The sequence below is a fragment of the Erythrobacter sanguineus genome (assembly GCF_900143235.1).
In the GTDB taxonomy this organism is placed as follows: domain Bacteria; phylum Pseudomonadota; class Alphaproteobacteria; order Sphingomonadales; family Sphingomonadaceae; genus Erythrobacter; species Erythrobacter sanguineus.
The window spans coordinates 111498-137848 of record NZ_FRDF01000009.1 but is presented as its reverse complement, the minus strand read 5'-3'; the positions used below and the strand labels follow the sequence as shown (position 1 = coordinate 137848).

The window sequence follows — 26351 nt, the reverse complement described above, 5'->3', positions numbered from 1 at the left end:
CCCCGCCTAGCCGTGCCGGGGCTGCCACGCGAGTGCAAATGCGCTTGGAAAGGACCCCTTCCCTCGCCTATCGCACCAGGAATGACCTTTCGAGAGAGACATCACATGACCGACCAGACACCCTATATCCGTCCAGACATGCAAGCCTTCCTCGACATGATGGCAGCGGTGGAAGGGCCAAAGCTTGTCGACATGACGCTGGAAGAGGCACGCGCTTCCTATCAGGCGATGCACAATATCGCCGACCGTCCGGCACGCGACCTTGCGGTTATCCGTGACCTTTCCTGCCCCGGCCCGAATGGTGACATTCCGCTGCGCCTCTACGACGCCCGCGAAAGCCGCGAAACCGGCCCGGTGATCATGTTCTATCATGGCGGCGGATTCGTGATCGGCGATCTCGACACGCATCACGCGCTGTGCAGCGAGATCGCCGCGCTGATCGATCTGCCGGTGGTCGCGGTGCATTATGCCCTTGCACCCGAAGCGCCCTTCCCCGCCGCAATCCTCGATTGCGAAGCAGCAACGCGCTGGGTGGCGGGCAGCCCCGCCGAACTGGGCCGCGAAGCGACCGGCCTGATCACCATCGGCGACAGCGCAGGCGGCAATGCGACCGTGGTGGTCGGCCAATTGCTGGGCGCGAACCCCGCTGCCGTGCCGGTGGTGCTGCAAGTGCCGATCTTCCCTCTGGTGGCCGATGCCAATGGCTCCGAAAGCATGGCGGCCTTTTCCGAAGGCTTCCTGCTCACCGCCGACACCATGGGCTTTTTCGATGCCGCCTACGCCGCTGACCGCGCCGACCCGCGTGGCTTTCCGATCCTTTCCGACCACAGCAGCGCCCCGCCGACCATCGTCGTGACCGCCAGCCTGGATCCGATCCGCGATTCGGGCCGCGCCTATGCCAAGGCGCTGATCGATGCCGGACGCGATTGCGTTTTCCTTGAAATGCGCGGGGTGACGCATTCCTTCACCAACCTGCGCGGTGCGGTGCCAAGCACCCAGAACGACCTTGAGCGGGTGATTGCGGCAATGCAATTCATGCTGGCGAACCCTGCATGAACCGCGAAGGCCTGCCCTATCGCCCCTGCGCGGGCTTCATGCTTGTGAACGCCGATGGCCTCGTCTTCGTCGGCGAGCGGATCGACAAGTCAGCACATGGCTTCTGGCAGATGCCGCAAGGCGGGATCGACAAGGGGGAGGATGTGCGCGATGCGGCGCTGCGCGAGCTGGAAGAGGAAACCGGGATCGGCGCGCATCTGGTCGAGGTTGTTGCTCCCGCCTCGCGCCCGATGCTCTACGACCTGCCGCCCGAGCTGCTGGGCAAGGTGTGGAAAGGCAAATATCGCGGGCAGGAACAGCACTGGTTCCTCGGGCGGTTCCTCGGCAGCGATGCCGATATTGATCTGGAAGCGCATGATCCGCCCGAATTCGCAGCATACCAATGGGTTGAGCCAGCACAGCTGCCCGATCTGATCGTACCGTTCAAACGTGACGTCTACGCCGCGCTCGTGGCAGAATTCGGTCCGCTGATCCAAGCTTGGAAAGGTTAACCCCATGTCTATCACCCCGGACGAAGTTTCCGCCCATATTGCAGGCTTGCCTGATGTGGTGGCGGCGAGTGCATGGGGCGAGACCGCGTTTTTCTACAATCCCGGCCGCAAATTCGCACGCGGCACCTATTTCGCTACGATCAAGCTGGCCGACGGCGATAACGACCGCGCATCTGACCTGACCCGCGCCGGGGTATGGCGGCTGAACATCGGAACACAGCGCGCGACCTTCGTTTCGGTCTTCGGGCCGCCCCCGGCGCGTCCGGCCAAGGGCGAGTGCATCAAAGGCCCATGGGATTTCACAGCGCTGGACGCGCTCACCCCGCACCCGGTCTATGGTTGGATGGCTTGGATGGCGATCCTTTCGCCCGGAGAGGCCCATTGGCAGCGGTGCCGCAGCCTGATTGCTGATGCCCATGCGCGGGCACAAACGACATTCGAACAGCGGCTGCGCCGGGCACGGTAGCCCAGCGGCGCGTCAGTTGCTGACAGCGGTGCCTTCAGCCGCGGTTTCTACCGCCAGCCGCGCCGAAGGGCCGCTGGCAAGAGTGCTTTCCAGCGCTACAGTTTCCGGGCAGGTTTCCCCGCACAGGCTTTGCAGGCGGGCAAGGTTGCGCTTGGCCTTTTCGACCGCGCCTTTTTCGGCCAGCGCCGCCCCTTCGCCCGAAATCGCAGCAAAATTGCCCGGCTCACGCTCCAGCGCTTCGCGGTAATAGCGGATCGCCTTGCCCTGAAGCCCGCTCTGCCGGGCGGCGTCGGCGAGGTCGATGAAGATCGCCGTATAGCCCGGATCAACCGCCAGCGCGGCTTCGAATGCATCAATCGCAGCCTGCGTCTCACCCGCCTGCAACGCCGCCTGGCCCTGCGCGATCAGTGCTGCGGCACGCGGATCGGGCGCATCACCGCGTCCGGCGCTGGTAATGCTCGCAGTCATTGCGAAACACAACGACAAGGCAGCGGCAGCGGGCGCGAAACGCATGAGAAGCTCCTTCAGTGCAAGAGACCGGGAACCGGAAGGCTGGGCCATAAGTGGCCATACTATCATGGTGAACGCAAGCCTGCGACGAAAAAACCATCCGTGCTGTCATGGAACGGGTCAAGTCGCCAGCCTTGCCCCCGTGCGCGGCCAAGCGGAAAGGCCAGCGGCTCAGCCTGCCAGCCGGGATGACGGGCCAGAAAGGCGGCAATCCGCTCGGTCCCTTCGGCATCGAGCACCGAACAGGTGACGAAGACCAGCGTCCCGCCCGGACGCACAAGATAGGAGCCGATATCCAGCACATGGTCCTGCAGCGCGTTCAATCGCTTCAGTTCAGCCGGATCAAGCCGCCAGCGGCCTTCGGGGCTACGCCGCCACGTCCCGCTGCCCGAACAGGGCGCATCCACCAGCACGTGATCCGCCTTGCCCGCCCAATTGCCGAGCGCGCGCATTTCGCGGGTCGGATCGAGCAGCAGAACATGGTCGATCTGCGCCCCTGCCCGCTCCGCACGCGGGGCCAGATTGCCGAGCCGCCGCTTGTCGGTATCGGCGGCAATAATGCTCGCCGCATTGCCGAGCCTTGCCGCCAGCGCCAGCGTCTTGCCGCCCGCACCCGCGCACAGATCGATGATGGTATCGCCCGCGGCGACCGGCAGCGCCTCGATGATCAACTGGCTGCCATGATCCTGCACCTCGATCAGGCCTTGGGTATAGACATCCCACTGTTCGACCTGTGTGCCCGAGGCAAAGCGAAGGCCTTGCGGTGCGGCCAGCGGTTCGCCTGTTTCGGGCAGCGCAATGGTAGCGCGGTCGGCCTTGAGCGCATTGACCCGGATATCGAGCGGTGCGCGGCCCATCAGCGCGGCCATCTCCGGCCCGCCCAGTCCGGAAGTCCGGAGCGCGGCGGCGAGCCATTTGGGCGCAAGGCCGGTCTTGGCGACCGGATCATCCTCGGTGCGCGGCGCGGGGCCGTGGGGCGATCCATCGAACAGCGCCGCGATACTTTCGTCCTGCGCCGCCACCGCCAGCATCGCGGCGCGCCCGTTCACCGGCACCGGGCCGCACAGGCGGATCGCGTGATAGACCAGGTCGCGCACCGCCCGCCGGTCTTTCGATCCGGCATAGCGGCGCGCGCGGAAATATTCGGCGATGATCCGATCAGCCGGCGCGCCTTTCCCGCGCGCGGCGGGGATGATCACATCTAGCAACTCGATCGCCGCTTGAACGCGGGCGGCGGGAGTCATGAAAAAGACCTAACGGGTTGGATAATTGGGTGCCTCTCGGGTGATGGCCACATCATGCACATGGCTTTCGGACAGCCCGGCATTGGTGATCCGCACGAATTGCGCGCGGCTTTGCAGGTCGGCAATGGTCGCAGAGCCGGTATAGCCCATCGCCGCCTTGACCCCGCCAACCAGCTGGTGAACCACGTCGGAAGCAGGCCCCTTGAACGGCACCTGCCCTTCAATGCCTTCGGGTACCAGCTTCATCGCGGACACGTCCTGCTGGAAATAGCGGTCGGCGCTGCCGCGCGCCATCGCACCGACAGAGCCCATGCCGCGATAGGCCTTGTAGCTGCGGCCCTGATAGAGGAACACCTCGCCCGGGCTTTCGGCGGTGCCTGCCAGCATCGATCCGATCATCACGCTGGAAGCGCCCGCCGCCAGCGCCTTGGCCGCGTCGCCCGAAGTGCGCAGGCCGCCGTCGGCAATCACCGGCACGCCCGATCTGGCGGCTTCGGCAGCGCTTTCCATGATCGCGGTCAGCTGCGGCACGCCCACGCCTGCGACCACGCGGGTGGTGCAGATCGACCCCGGCCCGATCCCGACCTTGACCGCATCGGCGCCTGCATCAACCAGCGCGCGGGTCGCCTCGGCGGTGGCGACATTGCCCGCGATAACCTGCACCGCATTGGACAGCTTCTTGACCCGCTCAACCGCGCGGGCGACTTCGATATTGTGCCCGTGAGCGGTGTCGATCACGATCACGTCGACCTCGGCATCGACCAGCGCCTCTGTCCGCGCAAAGCCGGTATCGCCGACGGTGGTGGCCGCCGCGACGCGCAAGCGGCCAGCGCCGTCCTTGGTCGCGTGGGGATAATTCACCGCCTTTTCGATATCCTTGACTGTGATCAGGCCGATGCAGCGGAACGCATCATCGACCACCAGCAGCTTCTCGATCCGGCGTTGATGAAGCAGACGGCGCGCGTCCTCTTGCCCGGTGCCAAGCGGCACGGTGGCGAGGTTTTCGGTGGTCATCAGCTCGCGCACCGGCTGCATCGGGTTTTCAGCAAAGCGCACGTCGCGGTTGGTGAGAATGCCCACCAGTTTGCCATCGCGGTCAGTCACCGGAATGCCGCTGATGCGGTGCTGCGTCATCATCGCCTGCGCTTCGCCCAAAGTGGCATCGGGCCCGATAGTGATGGGGTTCACCACCATACCGCTTTCATACCGCTTGACCGCGCGCACAGCAGCGCATTGTTGATCAATGTCGAGATTGCGGTGCAACACACCAATTCCGCCCAGCTGCGCCATCGCGATCGCCATGTCAGCCTCGGTCACCGTGTCCATTGCCGAGGACAGCACCGGGATATTCATCGCAATGTCGCGCGTCAGCCGGGTCGAGGTATCGGCCATGCTCGGCAACACACCGCTTTCCGCCGGGCGGAGCAGCACGTCATCGAAGGTCAGGCCAAGCGGGATATCCATGGGTACCACTTTCTGCATCGCGAGAGGGGTTCTCCACCAAAGGGAGAATCGTGGCGGCCCATGTAACCGCGGTTTCACGATTGCGCTAGGGCTGCACCGCGCTCTGGCCAGAATAGCGCGCCGGATCGGCAAAAATGCGCACCAGCGCCTCGTGCAGCAGCAGATCGTCGATCGCCCCGCCCAGTTCGATCGACCCCGCTTGGTCCGAGGGATGGTGATAGCCGCTGTCGAGGAACGGGCGCAGCACCGCGCGGCTGCCAAAGGCGCTCGACAGCAACACCGTGGGCACGCCCTGTTCGAGCAGCGCCCAACCATCCTGCCGGGTGACGAAACTCTCCGCCAGCAGCTTGTCGCCGGTGCTGCGTCCGCTGCGCGCAATTTCGGCGAGGATCACGTCATCCAGCTGGGAACGTCCGCGCCCGATGAAGCCTACCGGCGCGCCCGCAGGGGCCAGCGCCAGCATGTCAAGATTGAACGCCGCGGCAATGCTGCCAAGCGGCAATGGCGGCGCCTTGGCAAAGGCGCGGGTGCCAAGCAGTCCGGCTTCCTCCGCGCTGGTCGCCAGCACATAGATATCGCGGTCCAGCGGCGGACCGTCCTTGAGCCGCCGCGCCAGTTCAAGCATCACCGCCAACCCGCTGGCATTATCGACTGCACCGTTGCAGATCCGGTCGATGGCATCGGGCGGGCCGCATTCACCCAGGTGATCCCAATGCGCCAGCAGCAGCACCGCGCCCGTGCCCGATGCCTTGCCGGGTATAAGGCCCACAAGGTTGCTGCTGACAAATTCGCGCCGCTCTGCGCTGGCCTCGATGGTGATCGAAAGCTGGATCTCGATCGGGGTGAAATCCGCTTCCCTGCTGCGGGCCTTCAGGCGCTGCCAGCGTGCCTCGCCCAGCACGCGGCCGAGTGTGGCCTCAGTGATATAGGCAGATAGCGTGTCGACCTCTTCGCTCGCCAGCCGCAGCGTTTCAGTGGCATTCGCGGCGCGCAGATCGGCAATGGCCTCGGGATCGGGCAGCACCGTCAGCACTGCGGTCGCCCGCTCGCGGAAGGGTTCGGCCATCCGCGAAGGTTTGGGCCCACGTGCGCCCAACATTACCACCACCGCGCCTGCGACGCTATCGGGGGAAACCGGCCCTTCGCCATCGCCGACAAACACCACCGGCACGCCGGTTGCCGGGCCACCTGCTGCCAGCGCGCGGCGGCGGCGGGTGAAGGCAATGCCTTCTTCCTCGGGCACCACCAGCGCGTTGCGCCCGAGCGCCATCAGCAGGCGGCTCGATTTCGGCGTGGCCGCGACCAGATCGACTGGCGCCCGCCAGTAACTGCCCGGATCGCCGGTGCCAGACAGCAGCCCGGTCTCGGAAAACCGCTGTTCAAGATAAGCAAGTGTCGCTTCCTCGCCCGCCGTACCGGGCTTGCGCCCACCGAAGTTATCACTCGCCAGCATCGCGATATCGGCGCGCAGGCGCTGTTCAATTTCGATCCGTTCCGATGGCGGCACGCTCGCCACCGGCGTCCGCGCGCAGCCGGCAAGCACCAGACTTGCCAGCAGAACAACCAACAGCCGCGGGCGCAACAGGCTCATTCGGCGGTCCAGCCCCCGTCGATGGTATAATTCGCGCCGGTGATGCCCCGCGCCGCATCCCCGCACAGGAACAGCGCCAGCGCGGCGACATCTTCGGGCAGGACAAAGCTCTTGGTCGGCTGCTTCGCCAGCAGCACATCATTCATCACCTGATCGCGGGTCATGCCCCGCGCGGCCATGGTGTCGGGGATCTGGTTTTCGACCAGAGGCGTCCAGACATAGCCGGGGCTGATACAGTTCGCAGTGACGCCGTGGGTGGCGAGTTCCAGCGCGATGGTCTTGGTAAACCCCGCCATGGCGTGCTTGGCCGCGACATAAGCGCTCTTGAACGGCGAGGCGGTGAGCGAATGGGCGCTGGCCGTGGCGATGATCCGGCCCCACCCCTTGGCCTTCATTTCCGGCACGGCGAGGCGCGTGGTGTGGAACGCCGCCGACAGGTTCAAGGCCAGTATCGCATCCCATTTTTCGGGCGGAAACTCCTCGACCGGGGAGACGTGCTGCATCCCGGCATTGTTGACCAGAATATCGACCGGGCCGATGTCCGCCATCATCTGCGCTATTTCATCGGGATTCATCAGGTTCGCGCCATTATGGGTCGCGCCCATCTCATCGCAAAGCGCAGCAATCTCATCGGGATCGCCCAGTCCGTTGAGGATCACCTCGGCCCCTTCGGCTGCCAGCACGCGGGCAATCGCCAGCCCTATGCCCGAGGTCGAGCCGGTGACGAGGGCGCGCTTTTCCTTGAGCATTGGCGGGAACTCCTGCACTGAATCATGCCGCTGACGTAACGCTTTTGCCGCCTGTCCGGCGGCTGTCCAGCAATTTGAACGGACGGGAGGATACACGGGTGCGGCTAGGGCCCTTCGACACGTCGGATATCGAGGTTCGCTCAAGCAGAGGCGGCGGCGGGGTGCGCCGCGCGGGCGGGATCGGCTGCGGCACGCTGGTGATCGCGGCAATCGGGGCGCTGGTGTTCGGGATCGACCCGATGCAGACCATTGGCGTGATCGATAGCGTCCAGCAGCAGGCCGCCCCGGCTGCAGCAGGCGGCGGCGGCGGCGACATGAGCGAGGCCGAAGTCTGCAACAGCAGCGCCTATGCCACCGAAGCCTGCGCCGCGCTCGCCAGCCTCAATGCCACATGGGAAACGACCTTCCAGCGCGACAATATCCCCTTCGTGCGCCCGGTGCTCGATCTCTATCGCGGCGGGCAGGTGACGACCGAGGGCTGCGGCAGCGCGTCATCGGCGGTCGGGCCGTTCTACTGCCCGGCGGACAAGGGCATCTATATCGACACCAGCTTCTATGACCAGTTGGCGCAGATGGCGGGCACCGGCGGTGATTTCGCGCGGCTTTACGTGATTGCGCATGAATATGGCCACCACATCCAGAATATCACCGGGCTGGCCGCACAGGTGCGTGCGGCCCAGCAGCGCAATCCATCGCAGTCCAACCGGCTGCAGGTCGCGATGGAACTGCAGGCCGATTGCTATGCCGGGATGTGGGCGGGCAAGAACCGCGAAAGAATCGAACGGGGCGATCTGGAAGAAGGCCTCGCCGCCGCCAGCGCAATCGGTGACGACACGCTGATGCGCGGCGCCGGACAGCGCATCAACCCTGAAAATTTCACCCACGGCACCAGCCGCCAGCGCATGGCAGCGCTGAGGCTGGGACTGGAGAGCAATGATGATACAGTCTGCAACGTCTTTTTCGAATAGGCTCGCGCAGGGTCTGGGCGCCTGCGTGCTGGCGGGCGGGCGGGCCTTGCCCGCAACCGCCCAGGTCATGCCCGATCCCGATGCCGAAGAAGTCGCCAAGACCCCGCTTCGCGATCTCAATATCGACGCGCGCGACATTCCGGAACCGCTACGGTTCGCGGTGCGCGACCCCTACGAGACCGCACGGATGACGAGTTGCAACGCGATCGTCGCGGATATTGCCGTGCTCGATCAGGTTCTGGGGGCGGATTACGATATTGCCGCAACCGATGCCGACGGAAAGAAAGGCCTGCCCGATGTCAACATGGGAAAGCTGGGCCAGAGCGTGGTCGGATCGATCATCCCCTTCCGGGGGATCGTGCGCGAGGTATCGGGCGCGGCCGATAGCGAACGGCTGTTGCGCGCCGCCTATACGGCGGGAATGGCGCGGCGCAGCTTCCTGAAAGGTCTGGGCATGGGCCGTGGGTGCAAATATCCCGCGCGGCCCAAGCCCGAATAACGCCTGGCCCTCCGCCATTTTCCATGGGGCAATCTGCCCGTCGGCTTGGTTGAGCATGCGGCGCCTGATCGCCCCGGACAGGTCTCGGCTGCGGGAAGTTTCGCCGCGCGCCTGCTCGATGCCCCTAGAGCGGGAGGGCATTTGCAACACCGAAAGGCTCCTCAGGCGGAGGATGATGGAATTCTCGCCCAGCACCGGACGCGACAGCGGCGCGGTGATGCCGGCGGTGATGGCAAGCTGTAGCGCCGGCTATCAGGTGCGGCGGCAATCGCGCCTTTCTGCACGGGGCGCGAAAGCAGAGCCTTGACCCCGGCGAGGTTCCAGCCGCGCTTTGCCCGCTTGCGCACCGATAAAGCGCCGATATGTTCGGACCGATGACAATCCGCGTGCTCCTGTCCGCCATCTTCCTCGCTCTTGCCGCACCAGCTCTGGCGCAAGCCGAGGAGTTCCTGCCGCTCACCACCCCGGTCGAGCTGGCGACAGGCGAGCCTGACTACGAAGTCGGCGATCTGATCTTTCGCGGCGGTGTGGAAATTGCGCCCGACAAGGCGAATATCGGTGGCATATCCGGGCTCGATTGGTGGGACGGCCAGCTTTATGCCGTGGCCGATGACGGGCGCTGGCTGGTGCTGACCCCGGAGGATGTGCAGGGGCGGCTGGTCGATGTCTCGCTGGTGCGGATCGGCAACCTGCTTGACGAAAAAGGCAACAAGCTTGGCGGCAAGGCGCGCAGCGATGCCGAGGCCATAACGCGGCAACCGACGGGCGAATGGTTGGTCGCATTCGAGCAGGATCACCGCATCTCGCAGTATGCTGCGCTTGGCGGCCCGGCTACAGACACCGGCGCGCGGGACGATCTCGGTGCGGCTGTGGAGCTGATGCGCACCGCCAAGCCCAATGGCGGCCTCGAAACGCTGGCGATAGGCGAGAACACCCTGATCGCGTGCGGCGAGTGGGCCGGAACCGAACGCCCGAATTGCGTTCACGCCTCGATGGGCGGCGTATTCCCCTTCAACCTCCCTGCCCCGGAAGGGATCGCAGAATTCGGCGGTGTGCCGACCGATGCGGCCTGCAAGCCGGACGATACCTGCTATGTCCTGTTCCGCAGTTACACACCGGGCGTGGGCAACCACGCGGCGATTGTTGCGCTGCCCCTCGATGGCGAGCCGCAAACCCTCGCCATCCTTGCCCCGCCGCTGCTGCTCGACAATTTCGAAGGACTGGCCGTGCGCGAGGAGGCTGGGCGCACCTTCCTCTACCTCGTCTCGGACGACAATTTCCGCAATTGCGATGGAGGCCAGCGCGCCGGATGCCAGCGCACGCTGCTGATGAAGTTCGAGGTCAAGGGCACCGCCCCGCCCCCTGGCGCGCCCACCGTGATCGCCGCCGCGCCCGCCACCAAAGCGACCGAGCGCCCCGGCACCCGCCCCTTCCCTGAGGCGACCAGCGTCGGCGTGGTGCTGACCACCGAAATGGGCGACATCACCATCGCGCTGGAAACCGAACGCGCGCCCGTCACCGCCAGGAACTTCCTGCGCTATGTCGACGAGAAACGCTTTGACGCAACGGTGTTCTACCGCGCGATGCGGCTGGACCGCGAACCCCGGCCCAACGGCTTGCTGCAAGGCGGCACCCAGTTCGATCCCAAGCGCATTTTGCCCGGCATCGCGCATGAACCCACCAGCCAGACCGGCCTCACCCACACCCACGGCGCGCTGTCGATGGCAATGGGCGAGCCGGGCAGCGCCAATGGCGATTTCTCGATCATGATCGAGGACCAGACCGGGCTGGACGCCGATCCTTCGGCAAGCGATCCGGTGTGGCACAATGGCTATGCGGTGTTCGGTTACGTGACCGAAGGGATGGACGTGGTTGCCGCGATCCATGCCAGCGCGATCGCCCCCGACAAGGGCGAAGGCTGGATGAAGGGCGAGATGTTGGCAAAGCCGGTCAGGATCATTTCCGCCCGCCGCGCACCTTCTCCGCCACCACCGGCGGAGTGAAGGCCGCCGGATCGAAGGCGGGCCGCCCCACCGGCGCGCTGGCGATGCGCGGCATCCCGGCCTCGATCTGCGGCAGCCAGCCCTTTGCCCCCGCTCCGATGCTGGTCTGCGGCAGCGATGCGAGGACACGCGCCGTGGTTTCCCATTCGGCCACCGACCGCCCGGCCAGCCGCGAGGCATCCTCGAGCGAGACAGGCTGGCGCAGCGCGCGGTTGATCAGCGCGTCGCCGAAAAAGGTCCAGTCATTCTCCGCCGCGCAGCCGAACGAGGTGCGGGTGCTGGCCGCGGCGGTCAGGATCGCGGTGTCCGGCCCGGCGAGCAGCGGCACGAACACGCCCGAATAACACGCCGAAAGGATCAGCACGCGGCGCCGGATGCCCGCCTCCTCCAGCGCGGATTTCAGGCGCGCGGGCGAGAGGATGCCGTAGCCCGTATCGCCGTAGTGATAGGCCAGCCCCAGATCCATCCCGTGACTGGTGGTGTAGAGCACCAGCACATCCTCGGACGGTTCCATCAGGCTGCCGATATGGCTCAACGCCAGCACCAGCGCGGAGATCGAGCCGTGGGGTGCATCATCTCTTGCGCCGTCCGGCCCGGCCAGCACCAGCGTGCGCCCCCCGGCCCCATAGCGTGCCGCCAGCACCCGCCCCGCCTCGCGCGCCTCGCGGGCGAAGACCGGATCGCTGTCGAGCGCGACGGTTACCACGAAGGCGTCAGGCGTGCCGGGCGTGTGCGGCTGAAGCGCGACGAGCGCGGCATCCAACCGCCGCTGCTGCTCGCGCATTTGCACCGCGGACACCCCGCGCTGCAATTCCGGCCCCATCTCGTAGGACTTGCGCCGCTCGGCCCGCCCCTCTCCGCTGCCGAGATCGGGAAACGGCGCGGTGTGGGGCGGCGGCTGGGCGGAGTTGGCAGGCGGAGATCGCGGAAGCGCCGGGGCCGCGAGCAATGCCGCCAGCATCCCTGCGATGATCCAGCCCCTGTTCATCGGGTAAGAAGCTGCCTGCCCCCCGTCGCCTCGTCAAGCGGCCTGTCGTTTCTGCCTCGCTGCGCGCCATGCCGCCAGATCCACCGCCATCTTTGCGGGACGAAAGCCCCTGCCGGTAATCAGCCGCTGAAAATCGGGCCAGTTGTCGAAATGCTGGAGCTGGCGGTGGTAGTAGTTCACATATTCCGCGAGCGCGAGCAGCGCTGCAATGAGCACAGCCCAGCGTTCACCCCCGTCGCTTTCCCGAAGCGGCGGGATAAAGCCCGCTGCCGCCAACAGGCAGGCAGCGATGGTGAGCAGCAACAGCGGCCGGTCGAACCGGTCGGCCACGGCCAGCGCCTTGTCCAGCGCGGCCTTGTCGCCCTGCAAGGCATGGAGCTTGCCGCGCCAGTACAGCCCGCCGATGATCAGCAGCCCGCACCCCGGGACCAGCGCGGCGAAGGTCGGCCAGCCCAACCTCGCCCCATTCAGGTAGGCAATGATAACGAAGCCAGCCGGAACCAGAGCGGCATTGGCGATTTCGACCTGCCAGTACCACGACAGCCGCTTTGCGACCTTGCCACCGGGGGGCATCAGCCATGCCTCGCGCGGGCGGGCGCAAGCAAAGGTGCGAGCAAGGGACGGGTTTGGTTCATCAATGGCCGTAGCTGCCTGCATGGCGAAAGACGGTCAAGTGTCGGGTCGGGGCGAGCATCCTGGCCGCGCGAGATAGGCAGTCGGATCGCAATGGGCTGGCCCAATCCCTAGCGGCGTGCGTAGCGCCTGCGGCGCGAAGGGCGCGGCAATAGGACCATGGCCAGAAGCGACACGACGGCGAGCATGATCAAGGCGACCCAGAACAGGAAGCCTTCCGGATTGTGGTCGCGCAGCAATGACGTTTCGGGGTGATCCCGGTTCACCAGCACGGCGATGGTGCTGCCCGGCGCGATTTGGCCGAAGTCCCGCTTGCCGACCTTGCCTTCTATTTCGACCGGTCTCCCGTCATAGGCGAACCGGACGACCAGATCCGTGTGGCAATTGCTTCTCGGTCTTGCGAGGCATCGTTCGAGAAAAGCCTCGAATTGGGCGCTCCCATATCCGCCCTCGACAAAAATCTTGCGCGAACAGCGAATACCACCGCAGCGATAGAGCCGGTGGCCGACCACCTCGCCCGTGACGACAGACCCGGTCTCTTCGAGATAGAAGCGGTAAGCCCGCTCGCCGATCCCCTTGTAGGCCATGGCGGCCAGCCCTGCGGCGAAGAACGCCAGCAGGGCATAGCCGGCCCAAGGGGGAAGGACGACCTTCCCTATCTCAGTAGACCCGCGCCTTGGGCTCGATATAAGCAATATCGTCCGACAGCGTGTACTCATGCACCGGACGATAATCGATGCGGCTGTTGCTGCCGCGCCCGCCCCAGCCGTCGAACCATGCGATGGTGTGCTTCATCCACTCGGCATCGTTGCGATCGGGGAAATCCTCGTGCGCGTGGGCGCCGCGGCTTTCCTTGCGGTTCGCGGCCGATGCCATCGTCACGTTGGCCTGGCTCATGAGGTTGTCGAGTTCCAGCGTTTCGATCAGATCAGAGTTCCAGATCAGCGACTTGTCGGTAACGTGGATGTCCTCCATCCGCTTGTTCTGCTCGGCCAGTTTGGCCACGCCTTCGTCCATCAGCTTCTGATCGCGGAACACGGCGCAGTGCTTCTGCATCGCCTTCTGCATTTCGCTGCGGATCTGCGCCGTGGGCGAGCCACCTTGCGCATAGCGGAAGTGGTCGAGCCGGGTCAGCGCGAAATCGGCGCTGTCGGCGGGCAGTTCGGGCTGCTTCGCGTTCGGCTTGATGCTGTCACGCAGGTGGTGGCCGGTTGCGCGGCCGAACACCACGAGATCGATCAGCGAATTCGAGCCAAGGCGGTTGGCCCCATGCACCGAAACACACGCCGCTTCGCCCACGGCGTAAAGGCCGGGGATCACGTGATCGGGGTTGCCGTCCGGGCCGAGGGTCACGACCTGTCCGTGATAGTTACAAGGAATGCCGCCCATATTGTAATGCACCGTCGGGGTGACGGGCAGCGGCTGGCGGGTCAGATCGACGCCTGCAAAAATCTTGCCGCTTTCGGTGATGCCCGGCAGGCGCTGGGCCAGCACATTGGGGTCAATGTGATCGAGGTGCAGGTAGATGTGGTCGCCATCCGGCCCCACGCCGCGCCCTTCGCGCATTTCGAGCGCCATCGAACGCGATACGACATCGCGGCTGGCCAAATCCTTGGCTGAGGGCGCATAGCGCTCCATAAACCGTTCGCCTTCGGAGTTGGTGAGATACCCGCCCTCCCCGCGCGCGCCTTCGGTTATGAGAACGCCTGCGCCGTAGATTCCGGTCGGGTGGAACTGCACGAACTCCATGTCCTGCAACGGCAGGCCCGCGCGCAGCACCATCCCGCCGCCATCACCGGTGCAGGTGTGCGCCGATGTGGCAGTGTAATAGCAGCGGCCATAGCCGCCGGTCGCCAGCACGACCGACTGCGCGCGGAAACGGTGGATCGTGCCATCATCCAGACACATCGCCATCACGCCGACGCACTTCTTCTCGCCGCCCACGTCCGACATGATCAGATCAAGCGCGAAATATTCGATGAAGAAATCCGCGTCGTATTTCAGGCTCTGCTGATACAGCGCGTGGAGCATCGCGTGGCCGGTGCGGTCAGCCGCGGCGCAGGTGCGCTGCACCGGGGGGCCGGCGCCCATGTTCTGCATGTGGCCGCCAAACGGGCGCTGATAGATCGTGCCATCGGCGTTGCGGCTGAACGGCACACCAGCGTGTTCCAGCTCATAGACTGCCGCCGGGGCCTCGCGCGCGAGATATTCGATCGCGTCCTGATCGCCCAGCCAGTCAGACCCCTTGACAGTGTCATACATGTGCCAGGTCCAGTGATCGGGCGAATTGTTGCCAAGGCTCGCCGCGATGCCACCCTGTGCCGCCACGGTATGGCTGCGGGTCGGGAACACCTTGGAAATATTGGCCGTGCGCAGGCCGCTTTCGGCTGCGCCCATGGTAGCGCGCAGGCCGGAACCGCCTGCTCCCACGACCACGACATCATAGGTGTGATCGATGATCGTATAGGCACCCTTGAGGTGGGCCCCGCCCACATCATTGGCGGTGCCGCTTGCTGCTGACGTAGCCATCAGGCCTGTCCTCCGAATGCGAGCGCGGCAACGCTGAAAATGGCAAAGGCGCCGCCGCCGATAGTTGCGAGATTGAGTACCGAGATGGCTGCGAATTTGGAGCCAGTATCGTGGAGGTAATCCTCGATCACCACCTGCAGGCCAAGCCGCGCATGCCAGAACAGGCTGATCACCAGCAGGATCATCGGCACCGCCGCAATCGGCTGGGCAAGCCACGCGCTGACGCTGTCATAGCCGAAATCGCCGAGCATGGCGAAGCTGACCAGCAGCCACGCCATCAACACCAGATTGCCGATCGCGGTGGTGCGCTGCACCAGCCAGTGATGCGCGCCTTCGCCCGCCGCGCCAAGACCGCGCACGCGCCCTATGGAAGTTCCGTTACCCATTGTTCCGCCCCCTTCAGCGCAGCAGCATCAGGGCCCAGAAGCCCGCAGTGAGACAGATGGCGATCACCGGCGAGGCGATCGACCACATGCGGTTGGTATCCAGTTCATACCCCGCACCAATATCGAGCACGAAGTGGCGCAGCCCGCTCATCATGTGGGTGAAGAACGCCCATGACAGACCCACCAGCACCACCATACCGGGAATCGAACCCATGATCGCCTGGAAATTAGCATAGGCTCCCGGCCCGCTGGCCAGCGCCCCCAGCCACCACACCAGCACGCCGAGGCCCACCAGCGCCATGCCGTCACCGGTTGCACGGTGGAGAATCGATACCAGCATGTGCGGCCCCCAGCGCCACACCTGCAAATGGGGAGAAAGCGGTCTTTGGTTCATCGTGATCCCAACTGGTCCCTGTTATATGCCTCCCACTTAGCGTTCTCGCTGCATGAGGCAAGCGGTGAGCGGTGGACACAGCTTGCAAAGTTTCGGATAGGCGATTGCATGGGATACATTCTGGTCACGGGATCGAGCCGGGGAATCGGCAGGGCGGCATTGGCAGCGCTTGCGACGCGCGGGACGAAAGTGATCGGCCACGCCTCACGCCCCCAATCGGAAGTGGCGGGCAACGTGCCGATCATCGCCGCCGATTTCAGCGATCCGCTGAGCGTTCAATCGCTGTGGGAACAGGCACTTGATCTGGCCGGCGGTGAAATCGACGCTGTGGTTAACAATGCCGGGCGGTTCGAGGCGAGCCGGCTCGATCGTTCCGACATCGAATGGCTCGATGCGTGGGAGGATACCTTGCGGGTCAACCTTACCTCTGCTGCCCAACTTTCGCGGCTGGCGGTGCTGCACTGGCAAAAACGCGGTTTCGGCGGGCGGTTGGTCAATGTCGCCAGCCGCGCCGCCTATCGCGGGGATTCGCCCGCGCACTGGCATTACGCAGCGGCCAAGGGTGGGATGGTGGCGATGCACAAGACCATTGCGCGCGCCTATGCGAAAGACGGCATCCTGAGCTTCGCTATCACGCCGGGGTTCACGGATACCAGCATGGCGGGCGATTACCTGGCAAGCCGCGGCGGGCCGGGGCTGCTGGCGGATATTCCGCTGGGCCGGGTCGCCACGCCTGACGAGATCGCTGCCATCATCGCCTTCTGCGCGCTCGACGCCCCGCCCAGCATGACCGGCGCGGTAATCGACGCCAACGGCGCGAGCTTTGTGCGCTGACTGGCCGCCGCCATTGCGGCCCGCCCTAGCGCGACCAAGCTCCGATCATGCCCGCTGCCAATTGTAATTTTTTTGCGCGGTCGCAATTTGCCGTGACCTTCTCGCGTCCATCATCGAATAACCGCGGCGCGCTGGATCTTTGTCTTTGGCAAGATCGGCACAGGCCGAATTGATTTTGCCTGCTTTGGGGGGAGCATGGGCCAGATGCCGCAGTGCAGGAATGAAAAGGGGATGGATCGGTGACAACAACTTGGAAACTTTCGTTGCACGAACGAAAGCAGCAAGTGCAGGCAGCGCTGCTGGCGCATGACAGAATCGACGACTGGGATGGCGAACTGGTCATTGCGGGGCGCGAGGTCGCCGAAGACAGGCCGGACGACTGGGTGCTGGAAGGATGGTATCCAAACAAACCCGGCAAGGCGCAGAAAACCGCCCTTGCCGCATTGTTCCAAGGCAAGGCGCCCAAAATCACGATCGAGGAACTGCCAACTGAAGACTGGGTGACGCTGAGCCAGCAGGGCACGCCGCCGATCCGCGCTGGCCGGTTCCATGTCCACACGCCCGATCACCCCGCAGACCCGGACACCATCGACTTCGTCATTCCCGCCAGCCAGGCCTTCGGCACCGGCCAGCACCGCACCACTTCAGGGTGTCTCGAAATGCTGGGCGCAATGAAGGCCCGCGGCGTGCTGGCGCGCAATGTTGCCGATATCGGCACCGGCACCGGGCTGCTCGGCTTCGCCGCGCTGGCGCTGTGGCCGCGGGCGAAAGTGACCCTCACCGATATCGACCCGGTCTGCGTGCCGGTGGTCGAGGACAACGCAGCGCTCAACGGGGTTCCGCTAGGCCCGAAGCCGGGCGAAGCGGTGATGGTGGTGGCCGAAGGGATGGACGATCCGCTGATCACGGTGCGCGGGCCTTACGACCTCCTGATCGCCAATATCCTAGCCGGGCCGCTGGTCGAACTGGCGCCGGACTTCGGCAAGGCGGTGATGCCGGGCGGCAGCCTGCTGCTGGCAGGATTGCTGGCAGGCGAGCAGGAGGCCGCCGTCAGACGCGCGATGCGGCTGGCAGGTTTCCGCCTCGGCGCGCGGCTGCAACGCGGCGACTGGGCGATCCTGTGGCTGCGGCGGCGGCGGATGCGTTAAGCGAACGGCCTATCCCAATGCTCGATGAGCTTGACTCATCGGGCCTTGGTTAAGCCCATGCGGCGTTTGAGCATTTCCAGCGCGTGATGCGTCAGCATCTTAGCGCGCTGGTATTAGTCCCGGACTGCCTGAAACGGTCAGCCCAGACTTGAGCAATGACCGCTTTTGGAATGACCATATCGTGCGTGCGATGACAGGGTTTGGGTGGGAAGGCGACAACCCTATTTATCGTTTCCCCGGACTTGATCCGGGGCCCCACTGCCTTTCGATGCAAGACAAGAAAGAAGCGGGGTCCCGGGTCAAGCCCGGGAAGGCGTGAGTGCTGAACGACCGCATTGGGGTCTGAACCTGAAAGGCAGGAAATATTCAGGGCAGAGGCAAAGCCGCCGCGCCGCTTTCGGGATCGTGCGTCGGTCTGGCTCATGACCGGGTCTGGGTGGAAAGTTGAAAGTCCGCTATCCCGGACCGCATACAAAAAACTGCCGGGCAATCACCTTAAAAGACCGGGTCGCGCACGAAAGCGGTTCGCTCGTTCAGGTGCACTAGCTTTCGGGAGCCGCGCTCTTTGGCTTGCTGATTGCGAATCTAACCCGCTCGATGCAGCGGGTTTGTGCCTCGTCGTCTCGTTCGAAGCTTGCTGATTGCAGCACGGCCTTACCGGCAGCACCGAATTCCTCGCTGGGCTGGGCTGACAAAACGGTGATGTTGCTGATCGCCCCGTCCGCACCGATGTCAAACCCCAGCACTGCCCAGCCTTCTATCGCGCGCTCGTTGTAGGATTGCGGGAATGTGAGTTTGGGAGCAACAGCCCACTGGCGGTGCGCACTACAATCTTGGTATTCCCTAAACGTGCTGTCCTCTGGCAATGGAGGTGCGGGGATCACACCTGGATTGCGCCACCACGGCGTAGCGCATCCGGCGCGCTTACCTTCAGCGAAGCGATTTTGGCTGATCGCACGCAGGCTTTCCCGATCGAGATCGTCATGCCCCGAAGAAGCAATGACGGTGACGTTGATCGGCACGCCTTCTTCATCAATATCGAAGCCAATCCAGTTCCACTTGCGTGCGCCATCGCGTGCCGTGATCGCCCGCCAATCGGGATAAGCGCGAAGCGAATAAGCGGGCCATCCCACCGTATTGCAATCGCCCTCGGCAAGCTGATCATGTTGCGAGGAACCAATCTTTATCCCCGGAACGGCGGCAATCCTAGCGAGCTCACTCCGAGGGAGGTCCGCCGTTGCAACATACTCAGGTGCGTAGGTGACGCGGCAGCCGGTTTGCGGTGCATCCATCGCGAAGCGGCTGGCGCGCAGGGAAGGCATCAGGTCGCGAACTGAAAGGCTCTCAAGGAGTTTGTCCGCCGAAAGTTTCAGTGTGTTCTTCTCTGGGTCTAAGGAGGCTTCCAACTTGCCCGCGACATAGCCGCCCTCAAGAACCCTGATATCGACCGCTCGGCCCTTTTCGTCGATCGCAAATCCGACGGTTACAGGGTATTTGCTTAGCTCCTTTTTTGAGAATTGCAGATGGGGAGCGACCCATTCCGCCGCCTCCACCACGCCGCTGTCGCACGTGACAGTGCCGTTGTTCCATAAGAGCACGAGATCCCCTGACGCCATCGGCGTGACCTTAATCCTCACTGGGTTCATGCTTCGAGGTAATGGCAGCCCAGACTGTGCGGCACCGGGAGTCTGCGGCGCGAGCACACAAGCCAAGGCAGCGGCGCTGGCGGTTGCGATCCTGATCATCCAAGCACCCTTCAGTTTCCGAGCGATCATGCTGCAATGTAGCAGAAGCACGCTACCCTTTGAAGTCCCCAACAAATCTCTGGGCTGAACTGCGCCCACCGGCCCGATTGGTCCTTCAATCAAGCTTCTGTCCCAACCGGGCTTCGGCGGGCGAAAACGTAGGCTCGTCCTAAGAGCCACCCACGTCAGCTTCGGGGTCGTTTCCTGAACGGCAGCTTTTGGCGGCCAGACGGTCAAGGCCGCCATGCCGTATTTGGGATTGCACCAATCATCCGTTATAGCCTGAACGAATCGCAAGTACTTGAATCGGAATGGCAAAGTCCGGCAATGCTTGTGAAATTCATTCTTTGATTGCGCGCTCGCCAGCGCCGCGCAGGGCATCCTCGAAGGCCTCCAGCGCATTGCGGGTGAAGGCGGCCATGTTGGCGATCCGGTCGTCACTGGCGGTTTCGAGCAGGCGGGTGCGCTCCCCGTCCGGCCCGGTCAGTGCCGCCACGCTGCGTCCGGCGGGCGCGCCTGACGGGTGAGACGATCCGCCCACCGATCCGCTTTCCGCCAAGCCCCATTGGCTGTGGAAATTGTCGCGGATCGCACGGGCTTGCAGCATCGCATAGTCCGCGCTCGCACCCCGCATTCCCTTGTAGGCATCCCGCGGGAGAGCGAACAGCACATCGCGGGCGCGCAAGGAATAGACCACCCCGCCGCCGACGAAGAAATCGAGCGCGCCCGGAACAGTGAGCAAGGTTGCGGCGATCAAGCCCCCGGTTGCGCCATCGGCCACCGCGACCTTTTCGCCCCGCGCCCGGAGCAATGCGGCGATGCGTAATGCCTGCGGATGGAGTTCGTGCAGGAGATCCATCAAAGGCCCCCTTCCCCTCCAAGCGCCTCGGCCACAATCGCCGCCCAGCCGGCCTCGTCCACCACTTCGATCCCGAGCTCGGCGGCTTTCTTTATCTTCGACCCCGCCCCCGGCCCGGCGACCAGCAGATCGGTTTTCGCGCTGACGCTGCCCGCCGCCTTGGCGCCCAGCCGTTCAGCCTGCGCCTTGGCCTCGTCGCGGCTCATGGTTTCAAGCTTGCCGGTGAAGACAACGGTTTTTCCGGCGACCCTGCTGGCAATGGTTTTGACTTCATATCGGGGCGGTTCGACGAGAGAGAGCAAGTCTTCCCAGACCGCAACATTGTGCGGTTCGTGGAAAAAATCGCCCAGCGCCTCGACCACGGCCGGGCCGATGCCGTCGATTGCGGTGAGTTCTGAAAGGGCCTGTGCCGCTACATCCCCGTTCATGTCGAGCGAAGTCGAGACACGTTCGCGCATCTGCCTCTCGACTTCGCTCGAGGCGAACGGCAGGCGGGGCGCATTGGCAAGCATCGCCATGGCCTGAACCAGCCGCAATTCATGCAGATGTTTCATCAGGTCGCGCGCCGTCACCTCGCCGACATGCCGGATGCCGAGGCCGAACAGCAGGCGGGCGGCATCAGGGGTGCGCTTGGCCTCGATCGCGGCGAGCAGGTTGTCGACCGACTTTTCCTGCCAGCCCTCAAGGCTGAGAATATCGCTGCGCCGTTTGCGCAGGCGGAAGATATCCGCCGGGCTTTCGAGCCACCCGAGCGCGAAAAACTGGGCGATAGTTTTCTCCCCCAGCCCCTCGATATCCAGGGCCTTGCGGCTAACGAAATGTTCCAGCCGCTGGGTGCGCTGTGCGGGGCAGATCAGGCCGCCGGTGCAGCGCACATCGACCTCGCCTTCTTGCGCCACGGCCTCGCTGCCGCATTCGGGGCAGTGATCGGGGAACGGGAACGCGGGGCGCGCTTCTTCGCGGGTGAGGTTCTCGACTACCTGCGGGATCACATCGCCCGCGCGCTGGATCACCACTCGGTCGCCGATGCGGAGGCCCAGCCGGGCGATCTCGTCGCGGTTGTGGAGCGTGACGTTGGTGACCGTCACCCCGCCCACCAGCACCGGAGCGAGTCTGCCGACAGGGGTCAGCTTACCCGTGCGGCCAACCTGAATATCGATCCCCTGCACGGTGGTTTCGGCGCGCTCCGCCGGGAACTTGTGCGCCAGCGCCCAGCGCGGAGCCTTGGCGACAAAACCGAGCCGTCCCTGCCAGTCGAGCCGGTCGAGCTTGTACACCACCCCGTCGATGTCATAGGCCAGCGCCGGACGCGCTGCGCCGATGGCGTTGAAATGCGCGATCAGTTCGTCAGCATCGCCCTCGATCCGGGTGAACAGCGGCGAGACGGGGAAGCCCCACGCCTTGAGGGTTTCAACAACCTCGGCCTGGGTGCGGCCCGGAACTTCCGAAGCCGCCCCCCAGCCATGCGCCCAGAACCGCAAGGGGCGTTTTGCAGTGACGCTCGCATCCTTCTGCCGAAGGCTTCCGGCAGCCGCATTGCGGGGGTTGGCAAACAGCTTTCCCCCCACTTCATGCTGCGCAGCATTGAGTGCGGTAAAGGCCTGTTTTTCCATATACACCTCCCCGCGCACTTCGAACACTTCGGGGCCGTCCCATGTGCCGTCCCCTTGATCGTTCGCGTCGAGCGAAGTCGAGACGCCTTCTCCAGCCGAGTCTCTCGACTTCGCTCGAGACGAACGGAGTGTTTGCGGGATGTCGGGGATATGCGCGACGTTCGCCGTCACATCCTCGCCCACCTGTCCATCACCCCGCGTCGCGGCGCGCACCAGATGGCCGTTTTCGTAACGCAGCGAGCAGGATAGCCCGTCGATCTTGTCCTCAGCGGTGATGGCCAGAGGCTCACCTTCGGGCAGGTTCAAAAACCGCCGCATCCGCGCCAGCCATTCCGCGACTTCATCGGGCGAAAAGGCATTGTCGAGGCTCATCATCCGAACCTCGTGGGCGACCTTGCCCAATGGTGAGGCGGCGATGGCATGGCCGACCTTGCGCGAGGGCGAGTCCTCGCGGATCAGGTGCGGAAAGGCGGCTTCCAGCTCCGCATTGCGGCGCACCAGCGCGTCATATTCCGCATCGGAAATCTCGGGCGAGTCCTCGGCGTGGTAGAGCCGGTCGTGTTTGGCGATGGCACGCGCCAGCCGCATCAGTTCATTGGCGGCTTCGGCTTCGGTGAGGGTCGCACCGCCCATCACACCCCCTCCAGCAACCGATCCGCCTGCGCCCGCGCCTCTGGCGTGACTTCTGCGCCCGACAGCATGCGTGCGATTTCTTCCTGCCGCCCGGCGCTATCGAGCAGCACCACGCTGGTTTTTGTCACGATCCCGCTGGAGGCCTTGGCGATCAGGTAATGCTGCCCGCCCCGCGCCGCGACCTGGGGTGAGTGCGTCACCGCCAGCAATTGCCCTTCCTGCGCCGCCAGCCGCGCCAGCCGCTCGCCGATGGCAGATGCCACCGCTCCGCCCACGCCGCGGTCGATCTCGTCGAAGATGATCGTCGCCGCCCCGCCCTTTTCCGCCAGTGCGACCTTCAGCGCGAGGATGAAGCGCGACAATTCTCCGCCACTCGCGATCTTGCCCAAGGGCGCAAAATCCGCGCCGGGGTTGGTCGAAACCAAAAATTCCACCGCGTCCATGCCCGATGCATTCCAGCGATCCTCGGGCAGCGTCGAAACCTGCGTCAGGAACCGCGCGGCATCCAGCTTCAGCGGCGCAAGCTCGGCGGCCACCGCCTTGTCGAGCTTTCCCGCACCTGCCACCCGCGCTGCGTGCGCCTTCTCTGCCGCCGCGACATAAGCGCTGCGCGTTTCCTTGGCGGCGGCTTCCAGCGCATCGAGCTGCGCCTCGCCCCCCTCGATCGCGTCCAGCCGGGCGCGCATGGTGCGGGCCAGTTCGGGCAGATCATCGACCTCGCAGCGGTGCTTGCGGGCGGCGGCGCGCAGTTCGAACAGGCGGGTTTCGGCGCGATCAAGTTCATGCGGATCGTGGACGAGCGCCTCGGCCGCAAGGCGCAGCTTGTCTTCAGCCTCGCTCGCCTCGATCACCGCGCGGTCCAATGCGGCCAGCGCCTCGGTCAAGAGCGGGTGCTGATCGGCGATGCGGTCAAGCTTGCGCGCGGCCACCCGCAGGCTCGCCAGCGGCGAATCCGATCCGTCCCACAGATGACGCAGCGCTTCGAGCTCGCCCGCCAGCTTCTCGCCCTTCTGCATATCGGCGCGGGTCAGGGCGAGGCGCGCTTCCTCGCCCGCGACCGGTTCCAACGCAGCAAGTTCAGCCAGATACGCGATGAGCAGATCCTGATCGGCCCGCGCCTGCTCCACCGCCGCGCGCGCTTCGGACAATTGCGCCTCGGCCCTGGCCCATTCGGCATAGGCGCGCTCCAGCCCGGCGGCATCGGTGCTGGCATAACGATCCAGCAGCACCCGGTGCCCGCGCGGGTTCACCAGACCGCGGTCATCGTGCTGCCCGTGCAGTTCGACCAGCGCCGGGGCAAGTTCGCGCAGCAGCGCGACGCTGGCGGGTTGATCATTGATCAAGGCTTTTGACCGGCCATCGGCCTTGACCTGCCGCCGGATCATCAGCGGCTCGCCCGGTTCGATGGCAATTTCTGCGTCATCCAGCGCGGTAGCAATGCCAGCGGGCAGTGCGGCAAATTCAAAGCTGGCGGTGACGGATGCCTTATCCTCCCCGGCGCGCACAAGGCTGGTTTCCGCCCTGTCGCCAAGGATCAGCCCCAAGGCATCAAGCAGGATCGACTTGCCCGCCCCCGTCTCCCCCGTGAGCACACCCAGCCCGCGCACGAAATCAAGATCGAGCGCTTCGATGAGGACGATGTTGCGGATCGAAAGCCGGGTCAGCATGGGTGCAGAGGCGATAGCGCAGCGTCCGCGCCCCGTCACGCTTCAAGCGATGGGCAATCCCCAAGCCTAGCCATCGGGACCGGGCGGGTCCCCAGCGCGCCGCGCGCGACTATGCCGATGAGCTGAAGGGCGCGATCATCGACCTCTATCAGGAATTTGGTGCCGCCCACTTCCAGATCGGTCGCGCCTATCCCTATGCCAGCAGGCTCAACCCGCAGGCACTGGCGCTGCTGCAAGCGATCAAGCGGCAGCTTGATCCGCACAGTCTGATGAACCCCGGCGCCCTTGGCTTGTAGGATCGGACGCCCGGAACCGGCAATGTCGGCAGCCATATTGGCTGGATGCAGAAGCGCACTGGCGAATGGCGCAGCAGAGCGCGAAAGCGGCGTGGTCGCCTGCGGCCCTTGGGATTCGTCCTGCGAACGGCCCTTGATGGGCGATCCCGGCCGCCTCGGCATCAACCGCGATATCCTGCCGCCCGGCTCCACGCCGGGCTGAACCGGGTCGCCGCTGCTCATACCAATGCCCATGCGGCGCCTGAGCATTTCCAGCGCGTGATGCGTCAGCATCCTGGCGCGCTGGTTCAGTCGCTGGTGCCCAGCAGATTGCGCGCCACCACCCAGTTGTGGACCTCGCTCGGCCCGTCATAAATGCGCATCGTGCGCAGCTTGTTCGACATCAGGTACAGCGGCAGTTCGCGGGTCATGCCCATCCCGCCAAACAACTGCATCGCGTGATCGACGATGTCATAGGCGCTTTCGGTGCAGAACGCCTTGATCATCGAGATTTCGCTGCGGGTGTCGCGCCCCTCGTCGATCTTCCACGCGCAATCATAGGTCATCAGGCGCATGGCGTGGATTTTCGTCGCGGCGTCGCTGATCCAGTTCTGCACCGTCTGGCGGGCGGACAGGGGCTTGCCGAACGTGCTGCGCTGGGGCGCGTATTCCACCATCATTTCCATCGCCCGCTGCGCCATGCCGATCGACCACGACGCCATTTCGATCCGGCGCGTGCCCAGCCGCACCTGCATCGGCGCAAAGCCCTGCCCGCGCTTGCCCAGCAGTTTCCACCCCGGCACCCGGCAATCATCCAGCGCGATTTCATAGGTCGCGGTGCCATCGATCATCGGGATCTTGCGCAGCACGTTGAAACCGGGGGTGCCGCGATCGACCAGAAAGGCCGACATGCCGTTGCGGCCATTGGGGTTCTTGTCGGTCACCGCCATCAGGATGGTGAAATCCGCTTCGGCCCCCTTGGTGATCCAGATCTTACGGCCGTTGATGATCCAGTCATCGTCATCCTGCACCGCGGTGGTGGTCATGCCTTGCGGATCGGCCCCCGCGCCGGGTTCGGAAATGCCGATCGCCGAGATGGTTTCGCCTCGCACATAGGGTTCCAGATAGGCAACGCGCTGACGTTCATCGGCGGCGACCATCAGCATGCGCAGATTGGGCGAATCAGGCGGCAGGTAATAGGGCACCACGGTGCGGCCCAGTTCCTCGCCCACGCCGACCATCGCCACCATCGGCAGGTTCATCCCGCCCACTTCCTCGGGCGCGTCCAGCCCCCACAGGCCCATTTCGCGCGACGCGGCATCAACCCGCGCCGTTTCCGCCTGATCGAGATAGGCGCCCTGCCCCGCCGTTTCGCGGGCCATCACGCTGGCTTCAAGCGGCATCAACTGGTCGCGCACAAATCTGGCGACGAGATCCTTGAGCATCTGGTGCTCGTGCGGGAGCTCGAAATTCATCTGTAACTTGTCCTTGGATTGTTGCACGTGGGTGCGCCGATCAACGCAGCGCCCGGTGTAGCGGTTCCTCACATCACATGTCAGCGCCGCTGTCACCATCGGATCGCAAATCCCTTACCGGCTCCAGCCGC

At 64.8% G+C, this 26351-nt stretch carries 25 protein-coding genes; 9 read left to right on the top strand and 16 right to left on the bottom strand.

The window, feature by feature from the left end; genetic code table 11:
• Positions 1 to 105 precede the first annotated feature (105 nt).
• The 3 genes from BUA05_RS09080 to BUA05_RS09070 are packed head-to-tail and all read left to right on the top strand — an operon-like array spanning position 106 to position 2013.
• Positions 106 to 1056 carry an alpha/beta hydrolase gene (locus tag BUA05_RS09080; protein ID WP_072674367.1) on the top strand — a complete coding sequence of 317 codons (951 nt, stop codon included), beginning with the start codon at positions 106 to 108 and terminating at the stop codon, positions 1054 to 1056.
• Positions 1053 to 1547 carry an RNA pyrophosphohydrolase gene (locus tag BUA05_RS09075; RefSeq protein ID WP_072674365.1) on the top strand — a complete coding sequence of 165 codons (495 nt, stop codon included), beginning with the start codon at positions 1053 to 1055 and terminating at the stop codon, positions 1545 to 1547. The genes BUA05_RS09080 and BUA05_RS09075 overlap by 4 nt, the downstream gene beginning before the upstream one ends.
• 4 nt (positions 1548 to 1551) lie before the next feature.
• Positions 1552 to 2013 (top strand): DUF6194 family protein, encoded by a 462-nt coding sequence (locus tag BUA05_RS09070; RefSeq protein WP_084662559.1) that lies wholly within the window; start codon positions 1552 to 1554, stop codon positions 2011 to 2013.
• 12 nt (positions 2014 to 2025) lie between these two features.
• On the opposite strand, the gene BUA05_RS09065 is transcribed toward BUA05_RS09070, so the two are convergent.
• From BUA05_RS09065 to BUA05_RS09045, 5 genes are all read right to left on the bottom strand, one after another.
• On the bottom strand, positions 2026 to 2526 hold the full coding sequence (locus tag BUA05_RS09065; protein WP_245790149.1) for a tetratricopeptide repeat protein: 501 nt from the start codon (positions 2524 to 2526) through the stop codon (positions 2026 to 2028).
• A 62-nt stretch (positions 2527 to 2588) separates the two neighbouring features.
• Positions 2589 to 3767, bottom strand: coding sequence for an RsmB/NOP family class I SAM-dependent RNA methyltransferase (locus BUA05_RS09060; protein WP_072674361.1), 1179 nt, complete (start codon positions 3765 to 3767; stop codon positions 2589 to 2591).
• Between the two features lie 9 nt (positions 3768 to 3776).
• Complete coding sequence (gene guaB / locus BUA05_RS09055; RefSeq protein ID WP_072674359.1) at positions 3777 to 5231, bottom strand: IMP dehydrogenase; 1455 nt, start codon at positions 5229 to 5231, stop codon at positions 3777 to 3779.
• An 85-nt stretch (positions 5232 to 5316) separates the two neighbouring features.
• Positions 5317 to 6822 carry a M28 family peptidase gene (locus BUA05_RS09050; protein WP_072674357.1) on the bottom strand — a complete coding sequence of 502 codons (1506 nt, stop codon included), beginning with the start codon at positions 6820 to 6822 and terminating at the stop codon, positions 5317 to 5319.
• Complete coding sequence (locus BUA05_RS09045; RefSeq protein ID WP_072674355.1) at positions 6819 to 7571, bottom strand: 3-hydroxybutyrate dehydrogenase; 753 nt, start codon at positions 7569 to 7571, stop codon at positions 6819 to 6821. The genes BUA05_RS09050 and BUA05_RS09045 overlap by 4 nt, the downstream gene beginning before the upstream one ends.
• 98 nt (positions 7572 to 7669) lie before the next feature.
• Between BUA05_RS09045 and ypfJ the strand changes: the two genes are divergently transcribed.
• From ypfJ to BUA05_RS14355, 3 genes are all read left to right on the top strand, one after another.
• Positions 7670 to 8539: a KPN_02809 family neutral zinc metallopeptidase gene (gene ypfJ, locus BUA05_RS09040; protein ID WP_072674353.1), complete on the top strand. Its 870-nt coding sequence runs from the start codon at positions 7670 to 7672 to the stop codon at positions 8537 to 8539.
• A complete protein-coding gene (locus tag BUA05_RS09035) occupies positions 8508 to 9038 on the top strand; it encodes a hypothetical protein (RefSeq protein WP_072674446.1) in 531 nt (176 codons plus the stop codon). The genes ypfJ and BUA05_RS09035 overlap by 32 nt, the downstream gene beginning before the upstream one ends.
• 374 nt (positions 9039 to 9412) lie before the next feature.
• The gene (locus tag BUA05_RS14355; RefSeq protein ID WP_178139163.1) at positions 9413 to 11041 is read left to right on the top strand and encodes an esterase-like activity of phytase family protein; all 1629 of its coding nucleotides are present in this window, start codon (positions 9413 to 9415) and stop codon (positions 11039 to 11041) included.
• Here the strand turns inward: BUA05_RS14355 and BUA05_RS09020 are convergent.
• The 6 genes from BUA05_RS09020 to sdhC all read right to left on the bottom strand — a co-directional run bounded on the left by BUA05_RS09020 (position 10995) and on the right by sdhC (position 15971).
• Complete coding sequence (locus tag BUA05_RS09020) at positions 10995 to 12029, bottom strand: C13 family peptidase (protein WP_072674351.1); 1035 nt, start codon at positions 12027 to 12029, stop codon at positions 10995 to 10997. The genes BUA05_RS14355 and BUA05_RS09020 overlap by 47 nt on opposite strands.
• 33 nt (positions 12030 to 12062) lie before the next feature.
• Positions 12063 to 12686 carry a hypothetical protein gene (locus BUA05_RS09015; RefSeq protein WP_143150283.1) on the bottom strand — a complete coding sequence of 208 codons (624 nt, stop codon included), beginning with the start codon at positions 12684 to 12686 and terminating at the stop codon, positions 12063 to 12065.
• Positions 12687 to 12772: 86 nt separating this feature from the next.
• The gene (locus BUA05_RS09010; RefSeq protein WP_072674347.1) at positions 12773 to 13249 is read right to left on the bottom strand and encodes a hypothetical protein; all 477 of its coding nucleotides are present in this window, start codon (positions 13247 to 13249) and stop codon (positions 12773 to 12775) included.
• 73 nt (positions 13250 to 13322) lie between these two features.
• Positions 13323 to 15191 (bottom strand): succinate dehydrogenase flavoprotein subunit, encoded by a 1869-nt coding sequence (sdhA, locus tag BUA05_RS09005; protein WP_072674345.1) that lies wholly within the window; start codon positions 15189 to 15191, stop codon positions 13323 to 13325.
• On the bottom strand, positions 15191 to 15577 hold the full coding sequence (gene sdhD / locus BUA05_RS09000) for a succinate dehydrogenase, hydrophobic membrane anchor protein (RefSeq protein WP_072674342.1): 387 nt from the start codon (positions 15575 to 15577) through the stop codon (positions 15191 to 15193). The genes sdhA and sdhD overlap by 1 nt, the downstream gene beginning before the upstream one ends.
• Before the next feature lie 13 nt (positions 15578 to 15590).
• A complete protein-coding gene (sdhC, locus tag BUA05_RS08995) occupies positions 15591 to 15971 on the bottom strand; it encodes a succinate dehydrogenase, cytochrome b556 subunit (protein ID WP_072674340.1) in 381 nt (126 codons plus the stop codon).
• A 108-nt stretch (positions 15972 to 16079) separates the two neighbouring features.
• On the opposite strand from sdhC, the gene BUA05_RS08990 reads away from it, so the two are divergent.
• Together BUA05_RS08990 and BUA05_RS08980 are read left to right on the top strand one after the other, a co-directional pair.
• Positions 16080 to 16805: an SDR family NAD(P)-dependent oxidoreductase gene (locus BUA05_RS08990; RefSeq protein ID WP_072674338.1), complete on the top strand. Its 726-nt coding sequence runs from the start codon at positions 16080 to 16082 to the stop codon at positions 16803 to 16805.
• Between the two features lie 263 nt (positions 16806 to 17068).
• Positions 17069 to 17953 (top strand): 50S ribosomal protein L11 methyltransferase, encoded by an 885-nt coding sequence (locus tag BUA05_RS08980; RefSeq protein ID WP_249025671.1) that lies wholly within the window; start codon positions 17069 to 17071, stop codon positions 17951 to 17953.
• Between the two features lie 542 nt (positions 17954 to 18495).
• Here BUA05_RS08980 and BUA05_RS08975 read toward each other — a convergent pair.
• From BUA05_RS08975 to recN, 4 genes are all read right to left on the bottom strand, one after another.
• Positions 18496 to 19698: an energy transducer TonB gene (locus tag BUA05_RS08975; RefSeq protein ID WP_158093697.1), complete on the bottom strand. Its 1203-nt coding sequence runs from the start codon at positions 19696 to 19698 to the stop codon at positions 18496 to 18498.
• Between the two features lie 340 nt (positions 19699 to 20038).
• Positions 20039 to 20557, bottom strand: a complete 519-nt coding sequence (locus tag BUA05_RS08970) for a CinA family protein (RefSeq protein ID WP_084662556.1) — start codon at positions 20555 to 20557, stop codon at positions 20039 to 20041.
• Positions 20557 to 22803 carry an NAD-dependent DNA ligase LigA gene (ligA, locus tag BUA05_RS08965; RefSeq protein WP_072674330.1) on the bottom strand — a complete coding sequence of 749 codons (2247 nt, stop codon included), beginning with the start codon at positions 22801 to 22803 and terminating at the stop codon, positions 20557 to 20559. The genes BUA05_RS08970 and ligA overlap by 1 nt, the downstream gene beginning before the upstream one ends.
• The gene (recN, locus tag BUA05_RS08960) at positions 22803 to 24470 is read right to left on the bottom strand and encodes a DNA repair protein RecN (RefSeq protein WP_072674328.1); all 1668 of its coding nucleotides are present in this window, start codon (positions 24468 to 24470) and stop codon (positions 22803 to 22805) included. The genes ligA and recN overlap by 1 nt, the downstream gene beginning before the upstream one ends.
• Before the next feature lie 56 nt (positions 24471 to 24526).
• On the opposite strand from recN, the gene BUA05_RS15105 reads away from it, so the two are divergent.
• Positions 24527 to 24766 carry an FAD-linked oxidase C-terminal domain-containing protein gene (locus BUA05_RS15105; protein WP_143150285.1) on the top strand — a complete coding sequence of 80 codons (240 nt, stop codon included), beginning with the start codon at positions 24527 to 24529 and terminating at the stop codon, positions 24764 to 24766.
• Positions 24767 to 25053: 287 nt separating this feature from the next.
• On the opposite strand, the gene BUA05_RS08950 is transcribed toward BUA05_RS15105, so the two are convergent.
• Complete coding sequence (locus BUA05_RS08950; protein ID WP_072674324.1) at positions 25054 to 26220, bottom strand: acyl-CoA dehydrogenase family protein; 1167 nt, start codon at positions 26218 to 26220, stop codon at positions 25054 to 25056.
• Positions 26221 to 26351: the final 131 nt, after the last annotated feature.

Coding starts and splice junctions, on each gene's coding strand:
- BUA05_RS09080 (WP_072674367.1), top strand. CDS start 106: ATGACCGACCAGACACCCTATATCCGTCCAGACATGCAAGCCTTCCTC.
- BUA05_RS09075 (WP_072674365.1), top strand. CDS start 1,053: ATGAACCGCGAAGGCCTGCCCTATCGCCCCTGCGCGGGCTTCATGCTT.
- BUA05_RS09070 (WP_084662559.1), top strand. CDS start 1,552: ATGTCTATCACCCCGGACGAAGTTTCCGCCCATATTGCAGGCTTGCCT.
- BUA05_RS09065 (WP_245790149.1), bottom strand. CDS start 2,526: ATGCGTTTCGCGCCCGCTGCCGCTGCCTTGTCGTTGTGTTTCGCAATG.
- BUA05_RS09060 (WP_072674361.1), bottom strand. CDS start 3,767: ATGACTCCCGCCGCCCGCGTTCAAGCGGCGATCGAGTTGCTAGATGTG.
- guaB (WP_072674359.1), bottom strand. CDS start 5,231: ATGGATATCCCGCTTGGCCTGACCTTCGATGACGTGCTGCTCCGCCCG.
- BUA05_RS09050 (WP_072674357.1), bottom strand. CDS start 6,822: ATGAGCCTGTTGCGCCCGCGGCTGTTGGTTGTTCTGCTGGCAAGTCTG.
- BUA05_RS09045 (WP_072674355.1), bottom strand. CDS start 7,571: ATGCTCAAGGAAAAGCGCGCCCTCGTCACCGGCTCGACCTCGGGCATA.
- BUA05_RS09035 (WP_072674446.1), top strand. CDS start 8,508: ATGATACAGTCTGCAACGTCTTTTTCGAATAGGCTCGCGCAGGGTCTG.
- BUA05_RS14355 (WP_178139163.1), top strand. CDS start 9,413: ATGACAATCCGCGTGCTCCTGTCCGCCATCTTCCTCGCTCTTGCCGCA.
- BUA05_RS09020 (WP_072674351.1), bottom strand. CDS start 12,029: ATGAACAGGGGCTGGATCATCGCAGGGATGCTGGCGGCATTGCTCGCG.
- BUA05_RS09015 (WP_143150283.1), bottom strand. CDS start 12,686: ATGCAGGCAGCTACGGCCATTGATGAACCAAACCCGTCCCTTGCTCGC.
- BUA05_RS09010 (WP_072674347.1), bottom strand. CDS start 13,249: ATGGCCTACAAGGGGATCGGCGAGCGGGCTTACCGCTTCTATCTCGAA.
- sdhA (WP_072674345.1), bottom strand. CDS start 15,191: ATGGCTACGTCAGCAGCAAGCGGCACCGCCAATGATGTGGGCGGGGCC.
- sdhD (WP_072674342.1), bottom strand. CDS start 15,577: ATGGGTAACGGAACTTCCATAGGGCGCGTGCGCGGTCTTGGCGCGGCG.
- sdhC (WP_072674340.1), bottom strand. CDS start 15,971: ATGAACCAAAGACCGCTTTCTCCCCATTTGCAGGTGTGGCGCTGGGGG.
- BUA05_RS08990 (WP_072674338.1), top strand. CDS start 16,080: ATGGGATACATTCTGGTCACGGGATCGAGCCGGGGAATCGGCAGGGCG.
- BUA05_RS08975 (WP_158093697.1), bottom strand. CDS start 19,698: ATGATCAGGATCGCAACCGCCAGCGCCGCTGCCTTGGCTTGTGTGCTC.
- BUA05_RS08970 (WP_084662556.1), bottom strand. CDS start 20,557: ATGGATCTCCTGCACGAACTCCATCCGCAGGCATTACGCATCGCCGCA.
- ligA (WP_072674330.1), bottom strand. CDS start 22,803: ATGGGCGGTGCGACCCTCACCGAAGCCGAAGCCGCCAATGAACTGATG.
- recN (WP_072674328.1), bottom strand. CDS start 24,470: ATGCTGACCCGGCTTTCGATCCGCAACATCGTCCTCATCGAAGCGCTC.
- BUA05_RS08950 (WP_072674324.1), bottom strand. CDS start 26,220: ATGAATTTCGAGCTCCCGCACGAGCACCAGATGCTCAAGGATCTCGTC.